This window comes from Pedobacter sp. AC163, from assembly GCF_979258665.1.
In genome coordinates, this window is the sequence record NZ_OZ409872.1 from 3,445,897 (window position 1) to 3,458,544 (window position 12,648).

The window sequence follows — 12,648 nt, forward strand, 5'->3', positions numbered from 1 at the left end:
ATATCATTCTTGATGTAATAACTTAAGCTGTCTTTCTTAAAAGCTTTTTTACATTGTCCTTTTCAAAATAGAATATTCCAAGAAGAAATAGCAATAGGATGGTGTTACCAATATAGATGTTACGATTGAATACCCAAAACGATAAGCCCACTGATACAATGGAGACCAGTATATAGATTGCCATCGACTTTAATTTATACGGGATGGGGTAATGTTTTTGGCCCAGCCAGTATGAAATAACCATGATAATAAAATAGGCGAACATAGATACCCATGCAGATCCCATATAGCTATATTTCGGAATGAGAATGATATTCATCACAATGGTGAAAACAGCTCCTACTAATGATATATATAAACCATATCGCGTTTGATCGGATAGCCTATACCAAACCGATAAGTTCATGTATATGCCTAAACATACATAACCAAATAGCAAAACAGGAACCGCATCTAAACCAGACCAATACCTTGAATTGATGAAGTGTTTTATGATTTCGATATTAGCTGTGAGCCCCAGAAACAAGATTGATAATGCCAATACAAAATAATATAAAATGGTAGCATACGTTTGTTTGGCATTTTCATTTTTAGCGTGACTAAAGAAAAACGGTTCTGCACCCAACCTGAAAGCTGTATTAAAGATGCTAATGAAAACAGCTAGTTTACATACTGCACCATAAATACCTACATCATGATTAGCAATGTTGTTGGGCAAATATTTACCAAGTAAAATCTTATCGAGATTTTCATTAATGATGAAAGATAAATTAGCCACCAAAACTGGCCAGCTATAGCCAAACATATTGTAGAAAAGTTGTTTGTTAAATTTTAACCGAAGGGCTGCGAATTGTGGTAAGAGCATAAGCAACGTAACCAGGCTCGCAATTAGATTGGCCACAAAAACATAACCAACCCATCTTCCTTTATACCAGCTGTTCAGCCATTCATCGAGTATTCCATTTTTTATCAAAAACGGAATAACAAAAATAAATACCAAGTTAAGACCGATAAAAGTACCAATATTGGTAAATTTAATCACGCTATATCTAAATGGCTTTCCATCAGCTCTCAGTTTTGCAAAAGGAATTACACTTATAGCATCAACGAATAAGATCCATGCGAATAAGTGTATATATGATTTTTGATCTGCAAAGCCTGAGATATTTCCATTTAGCGTATACTTGGCCAAAAAATCAGAGAAAACAAGTGCTGTGATTAAAAACAGCGTAGATAGGAAGGCGATGACGATAAAGCTATTGTTATAAACCTCTTCTTTTTTGTCCTCATGTTTGTTCAAATACCTAAAAAAGGTAGTTTCCATTCCAAAAGCCAAAATTGGATTAATGATTGATACATAACTGAACATTTTGGTAAAAACACCATACACGCCAGGAGCAAAAACCGTTGTGTAAATTGGCGTTAAAATGAAGTTAAACAAACGCGAGAGAATGGTACTAATACCATAAACCATGGTTTGCCCAAGAAACTTTTTATATACTGACAATTGCTTTCAGATTTTGGATTTTAGGTTTTAGATTGAAACGTTTGGTTTTCTAAAAGAAAAATCGATTAATAACTATGCGTAAATTTAGCTGATTTAGGTTTGAAATCGTAATTCGTCAATCCGAAATCGTCAATCTCCTTACCAAAGCAAATTCTTTTTAACCACTTCGAAGTTCTTAAAATTTTTAAGTTCTCCTTCACTTACTTGAACATCATCCACAAGAGATTTATCAGGACCTTCCTTACACCAATCTATAAAGGGTTCGAGGATAAACTGCTCCGCTTCTGCCTCAATATAAACCGAGCCGTCTTTCTCATTCTTAACAAAACCCTTTATTCCCATTTGGTCGGCGACTGCTTTGGTGCTTGCCCTAAAAAATACGCCTTGCACTTTTCCAGTTACCTTTATATTGATGTGTTTCATTTGATGTAAGTGTTCGAGCTGCAAAGTTAACAAAGCTTTTTAATGCTTTATTTGATTATGCAAATCATTTAATTGCTTTAATCCAACTAGAAATTCCTCCCAAATCTCCTCCAAAATCTGTTTGGCGGCTTTGATTTCATTGAGCATCGCTGATATTTGTCCGATTTCGAGCTCTCCTTTTTCCATATCGCCCTCAAACATCCCAAGTTTGGCTCTGGCTTTTCCTAGCAACTCTACCAAAAAATTTTTATCTGCACCCTCAGCCTCAGCCTGTGAAACGGCTTCAGCAAATTCATTTTTTAATAGCCTTACCGGAACGAGTTTTTTCATCGCGAGTTTGGTATCGCCCTCTGCTGCAGAGATTATTCTTTGTTTAAATGATGGATGCGCAGATGACTCTTCTGCAATGGCGAAAGCAGAACCGATTTGAACGGCATCGGCGCCAAGTGCAAAAGCAGCCAACATTGATTTTCCACTTGCAATGCCACCGGCAGCAATTACAGGAATAGCTACGGCAGCCTTAATCATGGGAATTAAACACATGGTAGTGGTTTCCTCACGACCGTTATGTCCGCCGGCTTCGAACCCCTCTGCCACGATAGCATCTACACCAGCCTCCTGGGCTTTCAAGGCAAATTTCGTATTTGAAATAACGTGTACAACGGTAATCCCTTTTTCTTTTAAAATGCTTGTCCACGTGGCAGGGTTACCAGCCGAAGAAAAAATGATTTTCACCCCTTCTTCTATTACAATATCAATAATTTGCTGAATGTTTGGGTATAATAAAGGAATGTTAACACCGAAAGGTTTGTCTGTTGCGAGTTTGCATTTCCGGATATGCTCCCGTAGTATTTCAGGATACATGGAGCCAGCGCCGATAATACCTAAACCGCCAGCATTTGAAACTGCAGATGCCAGTTTCCAGCCACTACACCAAACCATTCCGGCCTGGATAATGGGATATTTTATATTGAAAAGTTTGCAGATTGGGTTCATTAGTTAAACGAGTTTAATTACTTGATCACTTTCAATTATAAAATTATTTGACAACTGAATCAGATTAAGACCTGGCTTTTTACCAATCTCGATGCTTCCCAAGTGTGTGTTTAAATTTAAAAACTCGGCTCCATTGAGCGTTGCCCAAAGAAGTAGTTTATCAAAAGCAATATTTTTATGCTTTTGCAAGGTTTTCATTTCCGCTAAAATATTCAACTGATGGTTGCTTGCCAAACTATCGGTACCCAAGGTGATTTTTACATTTTCTGAGATGAGTAGATCAACATCAGGCAATGAATTTTCGATGTATAAATTGGCCTGCGGACAAAGGCACCAATATAAATCTGGGTGATTTTGTTTCGCAAATTCAATATCTGCTTTGTTTGAAACGGTATTGTGTACGAGAAGTGTTTTTTGCTTTTTAATGTACGGCAGCCAACTTTGCAAAGAAGTTTTTCCGGTTGCTTTGAAAAATTGAATATCTAGACCTAAAAATTTATAGAGTGACAGAAAGCCACCTGTTTTATCTTGAAAAAACGAATTTTCATTTACAGTTTCTTGGTTGTGAATGCTGATCAATGCATTCTCTTTTTCTGCGACAGTATTAATTAAAGTAAATAGTTCTGGTGAAACGGAATATGGTGCATGCGGAACAACTGATGCCGGTAATGGCGAAAACTCGTTTTTTATTGCTGTTGTATAATCCATGATGGCGTTTGCCCTATCTGGATTAAAGCCCATAGCCTCCACAAAAGTGTGGTAATAAATTTTGCTGTTTTGCTTTATTTCTTTGGAGGAAATTTGGTTGGAGATATCGCCAACGGCAACAATTCCATTTTCAAGCATTTGTTTATCGGCGTTTTCCATCGCCGTGCTCATCTGTTCGGGGTTAGCTTGCCTGCTTTTAATAATGCACTGCACAAACTCTACCAAGCCCGTATGCTCTGGAATTAGGCCCAACATGTGCGAAAGTTCTAAATGGCAATGGGTGTTGATGAACCCTGGAACGATTGTGCCCCTATGTTTTTCAATCTCTACATTAAGATTTTCGACGGCTGCTGCTGTGAAGATTCCCGTTATTTCGCCATCATGATTAACTGCAACTACTCCGTTTTTTATTGGTGGAATATTTACAGGGAAAATCCAATCGGCTGAAATGTATTTTAGCATGCAGCGAATTTAAGATTTTTGCGCTACGAATTTATGATCTAGTGATGACTAAAATGCTGTGGTGAAAAGTAAGGATTTTGACAAAGTATCATATCGTAACCTACAATTTGAAAATAAAAAGAGCCTCCTATCGGAATCGAACCAATGACCTACTGATTACAAGTCAGTTGCTCTACCAGCTGAGCTAAGGAGGCTTTTTATCGGGCTGCAAGTATAGAAAAAATATTCTTTTGATAAAAAATTTTCTGGAAAAAAAATGTTGCTTATAGATTAACCACCCCTTGCCCCTCCTAAATTAGGAGGGAAGCTGGACAGTGATTATTTTAGTTTCTTCAAAGATCTTAGTGGCGGTATGTTTCCATCATTTCATGAGCTATTAAACAGCACATCTTGGTGTCGGTATCTCTAAACTATTTCTTGAACTATTGAACAGCGCTCCCCTCCTTATTTTCAAGGAGGGGCTGGGGGTGGTTTTATTTAGTATGCACAAACAGCAGTAAAATAAACCCGATATACGCGGAAAGCCAGCGATTTAAGCATCTGTATTTATGATTACTTTATTTGTGCTTGCATGTTCGCACAGGTTTTTTCGGTGCTTGAAGCATCAGCGGGGCGAACTTTAAAAATAGCTTCTGCGCTTGCTTTCCAAATCAAATATCTACGTCAATTATACAGTTTCTCTTGATATTTATACTGGAGTTGTAGTGATTACCCCCAATGTGTGGAGAAACTCCACAACATTTATTTTACGGCACACATCTAATATTCTGAAAATAAGTGATTTATATATCTGTGCCAGCTTTGGCATCATTATGAAACAATAGCAAGTATTGTTACACATATTAAATTTTAAAAATCATATACTATGAAAAAGTTCATTTTATCAGCTACATTCTTAGCGTTCGCAGGGTTCTCAGCAGTACAAGCAAGTGAAGTAAACTCAATCAAAAACACTGCAATTGTTGCAGTTCAAGATAGCGCAGTTAAAACTCCAGTAAAATTGGAAGAATTACCTGAGCCAGTAACAACCGCTTTAAAATCTGATGCTTATAAAGGTTGGACAGCAACTGAAGCATGGTCGGTTAAAGAAGGTGCAAAAGAGTACTATTTAATTAACGTTAAAAAAGAAGCAGAAACTGGTTCTGTAAAAATCGACAAAGACGGTAAGCCAGTTCAATAATATTTGCCCTAAATAAGGCATAATCAACAAAAAGCGCAGCCTCTGGGTTGCGCATATTTAAACCAGAACCATGAAATTGCTTTTGCAGTTTCAACACATTAAAATTAAAAAACCATGAAAAAGTTAATATTATCAGCTGCGTTCTTAGCATTTGCAGGATTCTCAGCAGTACAAGCGAGTGAAGTAAATACAATTAAAAATGCTGCAATTGTTGCAGTTCAAGATAGCGCAGTAAAAACTCCAGTTAAATTGGAAGAACTTCCAGAGCCAGTTACAACAGCATTAAAGTCTGATGCTTACAAAGGTTGGACCGCAACTGAAGCTTGGTCGGTTAAAGAAGGCGCAAAAGAATATTACCTAATCAATGTTAAAAAAGAAGCAGAAACAGGTTCTGTGAAAATTGACAAAGATGGTAAACCGGTTCAATAAATCCCAATTATTACATCTACCTAGTACAAGAATGGCCAGACTTTGTCTGGCTTTTCTTATTTTTGTATATGGCGAAAATCCTGATTTTAGAAGATGATACTACATTTGCTCAATTACTTGAAGGTTTTTTAACGAAAAACAATCACGAGGTTACACTCGTAACCCATATTAAACAATCTTTTAAACTGATCGAAAATCAAACATTTGATTTGTTTTTAATTGATTATCGGTTGCCCGATGGAATTGGTTTTGAAGTGATTACACACTCCAGAAATTTGGGCTTATCTACTCCAATTGTGGTAATGACGAGTTTTAATGATGTGCGAACCGCTGTAAAATCTATGCAGATGGGCGCCTTCGATTATATTACAAAGCCTGTTAACCCTGATGAACTTTTAATGGTTATCAAAAATTCTTTAACCAAAAAGGATTTAAAAGAGACTAAAATTGAGTCAACGGATTCTGATTTTATAAGAGGCAAAAGCGCAACGGCTGATCGGTTATATGAGCACATTGCGTTGGTTGCACCGACTGATATGTCGGTAATTATTCAAGGTGAAAGCGGAACAGGTAAAGAATTTGCTGCCCGAACATTGCATCAACAAAGCAAGAGAGCCGACAAACCTTTTGTGGCTATTGATTGCGGTGCTTTGTCAAAAGATTTAGCGGCAAGCGAATTATTTGGCCATGTGAAAGGAGCCTTTACTGGTGCCTTAAACGATAAAAAGGGCCAGTTTGAAGCTGCCAATGGAGGCACTTTATTTTTAGATGAGGTTGGGAATTTGAGCTACGAAGTCCAGATTAAGTTACTTCGAGCTTTGCAAGAACGTGTTATTCAACCTTTAGGCAGTACTAAACAAATTGCAGTTGACGTTCGCATAATTACCGCCACAAACGACGATTTATTAAACAGCATTTCTGGTGGTGAATTTAGAGAGGATTTGTATCACCGCTTAAATGAGTTTAAGATTCAACTACCTGCTTTAAGAGATCGAGCTGGTGATTTGGAGCTATTCATCAATCATTTTATAAGTTTATCAAATAGAGATTTGGATAGAAATGTGAAAAGCGTTTCTACAGAAGCAAAATCTTTATTGCTGAATTACGATTGGCCAGGAAACTTGCGTGAATTGAGCAATGTAATTAAGCGCATGGTTTTATTAACGCCCGGCGATGTTGCGCAGGTTACTGCTTTGCCAGATGAAATGATGCTGGCGGTTAACCAACAAACCCTGCCTGGCAGCTCATCAGATTTGAAAGCGGTAAATGAGCAGAATGAAAAGATGCTTATCTCCGAAACTTTGATCAAGGCGAAACATAATAAAAGTAAGGCAGCAAAAATGCTCAATATCGATAGGAAAACGCTTTATGCTAAAATGGAAAGGTATGGGATTGAATAGAAGACCTCATCCTATTAAAGGTAAAGGTTTTTGTTTTTCTGTGCGGTCCTCTCCTTGAAGAGAGGGATTTAATAGAAAGTGAGTTGAACCTCATTTGTTTAGCCTTTGCCATAACTTTTTTTTTCTGGAGAAATGATTTTTGAAGAACTGATGCTTATAGCTGCCTAACCCCCCTCTCTTCTGGAAAGGGATTGTGGGGATTGTAAGTTAAACCCAGATTTACAAATTTATTTTTTACTATTCTTTTAAAAAATTATAGGTCTGTGTTGCTCACTGCCCCCTCTCTTCGAGGTGAGGGGATGAAGGGGTGAGGTTATCCTTCCCCAACCAACTCCATTTCATCCATTGCCTTAATTAATCCATCCAATTTCTTCAACTGATTAAAAACCCCGGCTATAATTTCGGAAGACAATCCTTTTTCAGCAATTTCTAACTCGAGCGTTCTAAATGCGTTTGCTAAGTTTTTTGATCCCATTTGCGCTGTTCTACCCGCAAGGCGATGAACAATTAGCCTGCTTTTATCCTGATCGTTTTCGTGTATATGATTTTTGAGTGATTCTGCATCCTCAATGCAATCTTTTTTAAATCGTGTTAATATTTTTTCCAGCATCTGCTGATCTCCGAAAGTCATTTTTTCGATGGAAGAAAAATCAAATTCAGCTTTCTCCTCTATAATTTTGATTTTATCAAAAATGGAAAGCAAATCAATGCTGCGGAAAGGTTTCATAATCAAACCATCAAAACCCTCACTCAAAACCATTTCCCGTTCTTCGGGTAAAACCTGAGCAGTAATGGCATAAAACTTAACGGTATGAGGCAGTTTTTTCTTCAAGATATGGCAAAGCTCTATCCCTGTCATCTCGGGCAAACGCATATCAACCAGCACATATTTTAAATCCTTGGGGGGATTTTCCTGTAAAATATCGGCAACGTGATTAAATCTTTGAAAGGGAATTTCATTTTTTTCAAAAATAAGGCCACATAGATCCAGTATGAGTTGATCATCATCGATAACCCAAACTGTGCCTGGGTTCACAATTTTATAATTTTCTAAATCAACATGGGCTGTACGTTCCGAAGTTTCTAGATAAGTTAAATAAATATTAAAAGTGGTGCCTGTTCCGGGCTTACTTTTTACATGAATTCTACCTCCCTGAGCTTCGATTAATGATTTTACAATTGGTAATCCTAAACCTGTGCCCGTTTGGTTCAGTACATATTGTTCTGGCGATTCGATTTGTTCGAACTCATTGAAAATTCGCGAGATGTCTTTTTCTTCAAATCCAATTCCGGTATCTTTAATCGTGAAATGAAAATGCAAATTATCGAGTTGTTTTTTGCATGATATTCGGAGGCTAATTTCTCCCTTCAAGGTGAACTTTACAGCATTTCCCAATAGGTTAAAGAGGATCTGTTTGAGTCTGAAAGCATCGCCTTTTACAAAATCAACATCGCCTAAATCTAAATCTGTAATTAATTGGAGTGATTTTTTTTCTGCTAGAGGGCGAACCACCGAGGTCACCTCATCTACAATCTGTTTGGCGCTAAAAACCTGATTTTGGAAAGTAAACTCTCCGGAGATAATGCGGTTATAGTCAAGAACTTCGTTTACAATTTGCAGTAAGTGAATGGATGATTGATAGATGGCATCGATATCTTTTTTCTTTGGATGATCTTGCTCGGAAATAAGTTCGGCATAACCTAATATAGATTGCAAAGGCGTCCTAATTTCGTGGCTCATGTTTGATAGAAAGCGTTGCTTTGCCTTTCCGTGATATTCCGCTTCATCTTTTGCCAGTTCGAGTGCTCGCCTGTACCTGTTGCTTTTGGTAATGTCAGTCAAAATGAGATAAAGTAATATTACCGTAAGCAAAAAGAAAGCAATAATGATGGCCGTGATTTGTGTAATCCCGTCGTTAACTACTTCTTTTGCCTGAATTCCGTTTAAATCTATTTGAGCCACTGCCTGGCCTTCAACCTCCCTTAAAATTTGAAGCATTTGATTGGTTAAAGCGTTGCTGGCATTTGATAGCTCGGCTTCCCGCTTTAAAAACTTCTGACTTTTCTGACGTTGTTCTTGCTCAATATTTTTAAGCGAACCCGTCATACTTTTCATAATACTATCTTCCGCTTTGGCGTTTAATGTATCACGCCGAACTTTAAATTCTTCATTAATGATTTTATAAACATCTGATTTTTTTTTCCCGAAAAGTTTACTCAAAAAGCCCCTCGATTTTTCTTCTTCCTGCGGTGCAACTGTAGTGGTAGAAGTTGTAGTTTCGGTAGTTAAAACTGCGCTATCTGTTTGCATTGCCCGTGAGGCGACAAGCTCATTCAATTTTTTTACTTCGTTTGAGAAGGACTTGGTATTTACCAGCGTTTCGCGAACTTGTAGATAAGAAACAAACTGTTTATCGCGTTGCGCAAGTAAGTTTTTGATCGATTTTATCCTGGCTAGCTGGGCCGAATCATTGGCATAAAGTTTACGCAATGTGTCTAAACTCGACCTCAGTTTTCGAGATTCTCGTAAGAAATTATAGTTGCCTTGCTTGTTAAAAGCCTCATCCCGCTGAAGCTGATCAAGTCTGGCGATTTTATGCGATAGATCATTTACGATCCTCAGGCGATCATTCGGAGCCGAAATTTCTTCAACGGTATTCAGCATTCGCGTAAAAGCAAACTTGCTGATACCCCAAGCTAAAAGCAGTGCAAAACAGGCGAATAAAAACCCAATGATCACTTTACTTTTAATTGCCCTGAAGAAACGTTTCTGTATAACGGCTGCCATTATTTGAACTTTATCTTTTACTTTAACGAAAATTTTGGTTAAAAAACATCATAACTTATTAATACAAATAATATACCAAGGAAGTTTGATGTTGAACGGCAGATTTTAAATAATCTGTTTGCCCGATCTTTTATCCGCGACAATTTTTTTACTTTTATCCGAGGCCAAAAACAATGAACCGCATAGATCGTCTTTTCGGGATTTTAACTTTACTTCAGTCTAAGAAATATATTTCTGCAGATAAGATTTCTGAACGATTTGGAATTAGTGTGCGTACGGTTTATCGCGATGTTAAGGCATTACAGGAGCAGGGAATTCCGGTTGGTTTTGAACAGCCGAAGGGTTATTTTCTGGTTCAAGGTTACTTTTTACCTCCGGTTTCTTTTAACATGGATGAAGCCAATGCATTGCTTTTGGTAGAAAGCCTGGTTAATGGTTTTGCAGATAACTCCATCCGTACGCATTATTCTGCAGCGTTAACAAAGGTTAAAGCCGTTTTAAAATACAATCAGAAAGAGAAACTCGAAGCAATGAATGCGCATATCAAGCTTCAGGTGCCCGAGCGTATGAAATTTAATTATGAATATCTTTCGCTAATTCAAACAGCGATTTCTGAAAAACGAATGGTTGCTTTAGAATATAGCAATGCTAAAGAAGAAAAAAGCAAAAGGGAAGTAGAGCCGATCGGCTTGATTTTCTATGCCTTTAGCTGGCATTTAATTGCGTGGTGCCATGTTAGAAACCAATATCGCGATTTTAGTGTAACCCGAATTGTGAGTTTAAATATCCTCGATAAATCTTTTTGCAAAACCAACCACATGCCTTTAAACGATTACATGAGCATGCTGCCAGTTAATTATTAATCGTTTTTTATATCCATAAAAATTTAGCTATTTTAAGCCACTATTTGGTTACGCCTTACATGAGAGAAGCTTTATTTGTTAAACAAAATTCGGAAAAGTGGCAGCATTATGAAAGTGTGAGGCAGGCAAACCTTGATGAAGTTGCAAATCAGTTTATCGAAATTACCAACGATTTGGCTTATGCCAAAACCTTTTATCCGAACTCCAAAACTACAGCCTATTTAAATGGGTTAGCTTCTAAGCTTCATCAGGCAGTTTATAAAAACAAAAAAGAAAAATCGAACCGCTTTATTCATTTCTGGAAAACAGAACTTCCGGTTTTATTTTTTGAGCACCGTAAGCAAATCTATTACGCACTTATATTTTTTCTAATCTCATGCGCTATCGGAGCTTTATCGGCCAAATACGATGATACATTTGTGCGCCTGATTATGGGCGATGATTATGTAAACATGACCAATGAAAATATAGCAAAAGGAGATCCGTTCGGTGTTTATAAACAATCGAATGAATTTTTAATGTTTACTCAAATTGGGCTTAATAACATTTATGTAGCCTTATATACCTTCGTTTTAGGCATCATATTTTCCTTCGGATCAATCGTTTCGCTATTTAGAAACGGAGTGATGTTGGGGTCCTTCCAATATTTCTTTTTCAGTAAAGGCCTGGGCTTGCAATCTGTATTGGTGATCTGGATTCATGGCACTCTAGAAATTTCGGCTATTGTTTTAGCCGGTGCTGCTGGCCTGGTATTGGGCAACAGTTTTCTATTCCCGAAAACCTATACCCGTATGGAATCGGTAATTAGAGGCGCAAAAGATGGCTTGAAGATCGTGCTGGGCTTAGTTCCCATCTTTATAGTAGCAGCCTTTTTCGAAAGCTTTGTTACTCGCCACACCGAAATGCCGATCTATTTAAGTGTATTCATTTTAACAATGTCTGCCATATTTATCATTTGGTACGTCTTTATATATCCAGTAAAAATTATTAAGAAGCTTAGTTTGTAATGATAGCGAAAATTGAATTCAAAAAACGGAGAGATTTTGGGCAGGTGATAAATGATACATTCACATTTATGCGCCAAAATTTTAAGCCACTATTAAAAACTTATTTCACCTTTTGTGGATTGTTCGTTTTGGCAAGCATGTCATCAATGCTGGTTTATCAATATAAAATGGTAAACATGATTAATACAGTCGGTAGTGACAAAAGCACCGGAGGCTTTTCTTTTGGCAATATCTACGGTTTAGAATATTTCTTGTCGCTGCTTTTTTCATTGGCAACTTATGCGAGTATGACCGTGGCCATCTTATCCTACATCGCCCTATATGTTCAAAAAGGGAATCAAATTCCCACCATGGAAGAAGTTTGGGGGTACTTTAAATATTACTTTTTCCGAATCTTTGGTAGTTCTATCGTATTGATACTGATGGTGTTTATTGGATTTATTTTCTGCTTAATACCAGGTTTTTACTTGTTCCCTTTTGTAGCCATGATGTTTCCCATTATGGTGATTGAAAATGGAACTTTTGGCTATTCTTTTAGCAGGAGTTTTACAATGATTAAAGATAACTTTTGGGTAACTTTTGGAACATTAATCATCGTTTGGATAATCGTTTACTCATGTATGAGCATGGTAGTTTTACCCACTACATTATTCAATATGATAGGGATGTTTACCAGCAAAAACCCCCAAATGTCTTTGACTTTGAGTATGATCACAACCGTTTTGCAGTCGCTATGCCAGGTATTTACCATTATTCCTATTATTACCATTTCACTATCGTACTTTAGTTTGTTAGAGCAGAAAGAAAACACAGGGTTAATGGAGCGCATTACAAACTTTGGCAGCGCAAACAAAACAATCGATACGCGACCAGAAGAATACTAAA

At 37.3% G+C, this 12,648-nt stretch carries 11 protein-coding genes and 1 tRNA gene; 6 read left to right on the forward strand and 6 right to left on the reverse strand.

Annotated elements, in window-relative coordinates; genetic code table 11:
• Positions 1-22: 22 nt before the first annotated feature.
• From ACZZZK_RS14850 to ACZZZK_RS14870, 5 genes are all read right to left on the reverse strand, one after another.
• A complete protein-coding gene (locus ACZZZK_RS14850) occupies positions 23-1,507 on the reverse strand; it encodes a lipopolysaccharide biosynthesis protein (protein WP_265799696.1) in 1,485 nt (494 codons plus the stop codon).
• 138 nt (positions 1,508-1,645) lie between these two features.
• A complete protein-coding gene (locus tag ACZZZK_RS14855) occupies positions 1,646-1,930 on the reverse strand; it encodes an acylphosphatase (protein WP_463484821.1) in 285 nt (94 codons plus the stop codon).
• A gap of 39 nt (positions 1,931-1,969) precedes the next feature.
• Entirely contained in the window at positions 1,970-2,926 is a 957-nt protein-coding gene (locus ACZZZK_RS14860) for an NAD(P)H-dependent flavin oxidoreductase (protein ID WP_463484822.1), read from the reverse strand.
• Between the two features lie 3 nt (positions 2,927-2,929).
• Positions 2,930-4,096 carry an amidohydrolase family protein gene (locus tag ACZZZK_RS14865; protein ID WP_463484823.1) on the reverse strand — a complete coding sequence of 389 codons (1,167 nt, stop codon included), beginning with the start codon at positions 4,094-4,096 and terminating at the stop codon, positions 2,930-2,932.
• A 121-nt stretch (positions 4,097-4,217) separates the two neighbouring features.
• A tRNA-Thr gene (locus tag ACZZZK_RS14870) sits at positions 4,218-4,290 on the reverse strand.
• A gap of 671 nt (positions 4,291-4,961) precedes the next feature.
• On the opposite strand from ACZZZK_RS14870, the gene ACZZZK_RS14875 reads away from it, so the two are divergent.
• The 3 genes from ACZZZK_RS14875 (at position 4,962) to ACZZZK_RS14885 (ending at position 7,105) form a co-directional block, all read left to right on the forward strand.
• Entirely contained in the window at positions 4,962-5,276 is a 315-nt protein-coding gene (locus ACZZZK_RS14875) for a hypothetical protein (RefSeq protein WP_056087216.1), read from the forward strand.
• Between the two features lie 114 nt (positions 5,277-5,390).
• A complete protein-coding gene (locus ACZZZK_RS14880; protein WP_265799702.1) occupies positions 5,391-5,705 on the forward strand; it encodes a hypothetical protein in 315 nt (104 codons plus the stop codon).
• A gap of 68 nt (positions 5,706-5,773) precedes the next feature.
• Positions 5,774-7,105, forward strand: coding sequence for a sigma-54-dependent transcriptional regulator (locus ACZZZK_RS14885; protein WP_463484824.1), 1,332 nt, complete (start codon positions 5,774-5,776; stop codon positions 7,103-7,105).
• Between the two features lie 313 nt (positions 7,106-7,418).
• On the opposite strand, the gene ACZZZK_RS14890 is transcribed toward ACZZZK_RS14885, so the two are convergent.
• The gene (locus ACZZZK_RS14890) at positions 7,419-9,893 is read right to left on the reverse strand and encodes a hybrid sensor histidine kinase/response regulator (RefSeq protein WP_463484825.1); all 2,475 of its coding nucleotides are present in this window, start codon (positions 9,891-9,893) and stop codon (positions 7,419-7,421) included.
• A 173-nt stretch (positions 9,894-10,066) separates the two neighbouring features.
• Here ACZZZK_RS14890 and ACZZZK_RS14895 point away from each other — a divergent pair, with 173 nt between their 5' ends.
• The 3 genes from ACZZZK_RS14895 to ACZZZK_RS14905 are packed head-to-tail and all read left to right on the forward strand — an operon-like array spanning position 10,067 to position 12,647.
• Positions 10,067-10,756, forward strand: a complete 690-nt coding sequence (locus ACZZZK_RS14895) for a helix-turn-helix transcriptional regulator (RefSeq protein WP_265799707.1) — start codon at positions 10,067-10,069, stop codon at positions 10,754-10,756.
• Between the two features lie 59 nt (positions 10,757-10,815).
• Positions 10,816-11,763, forward strand: a complete 948-nt coding sequence (locus ACZZZK_RS14900; RefSeq protein WP_463484826.1) for a stage II sporulation protein M — start codon at positions 10,816-10,818, stop codon at positions 11,761-11,763.
• Positions 11,763-12,647 (forward strand): hypothetical protein, encoded by an 885-nt coding sequence (locus ACZZZK_RS14905; RefSeq protein WP_463484827.1) that lies wholly within the window; start codon positions 11,763-11,765, stop codon positions 12,645-12,647. Before ACZZZK_RS14900 ends, ACZZZK_RS14905 begins: the two co-directional genes overlap by 1 nt.
• The last annotated feature ends 1 nt before the right edge of the window (position 12,648 follow it).

What these genes read in the sequence shown, in the direction of transcription:
- ACZZZK_RS14855 (WP_463484821.1), bottom strand. Translation starts at nt 1,930, where the DNA reads ATGAAACACATCAATATAAAGGTAACTGGAAAAGTGCAAGGCGTATTT.
- ACZZZK_RS14860 (WP_463484822.1), bottom strand. Translation starts at nt 2,926, where the DNA reads ATGAACCCAATCTGCAAACTTTTCAATATAAAATATCCCATTATCCAG.
- ACZZZK_RS14865 (WP_463484823.1), bottom strand. Translation starts at nt 4,096, where the DNA reads ATGCTAAAATACATTTCAGCCGATTGGATTTTCCCTGTAAATATTCCA.
- ACZZZK_RS14875 (WP_056087216.1), top strand. Translation starts at nt 4,962, where the DNA reads ATGAAAAAGTTCATTTTATCAGCTACATTCTTAGCGTTCGCAGGGTTC.
- ACZZZK_RS14880 (WP_265799702.1), top strand. Translation starts at nt 5,391, where the DNA reads ATGAAAAAGTTAATATTATCAGCTGCGTTCTTAGCATTTGCAGGATTC.
- ACZZZK_RS14885 (WP_463484824.1), top strand. Translation starts at nt 5,774, where the DNA reads ATGGCGAAAATCCTGATTTTAGAAGATGATACTACATTTGCTCAATTA.
- ACZZZK_RS14890 (WP_463484825.1), bottom strand. Translation starts at nt 9,893, where the DNA reads ATGGCAGCCGTTATACAGAAACGTTTCTTCAGGGCAATTAAAAGTAAA.
- ACZZZK_RS14895 (WP_265799707.1), top strand. Translation starts at nt 10,067, where the DNA reads ATGAACCGCATAGATCGTCTTTTCGGGATTTTAACTTTACTTCAGTCT.
- ACZZZK_RS14900 (WP_463484826.1), top strand. Translation starts at nt 10,816, where the DNA reads ATGAGAGAAGCTTTATTTGTTAAACAAAATTCGGAAAAGTGGCAGCAT.
- ACZZZK_RS14905 (WP_463484827.1), top strand. Translation starts at nt 11,763, where the DNA reads ATGATAGCGAAAATTGAATTCAAAAAACGGAGAGATTTTGGGCAGGTG.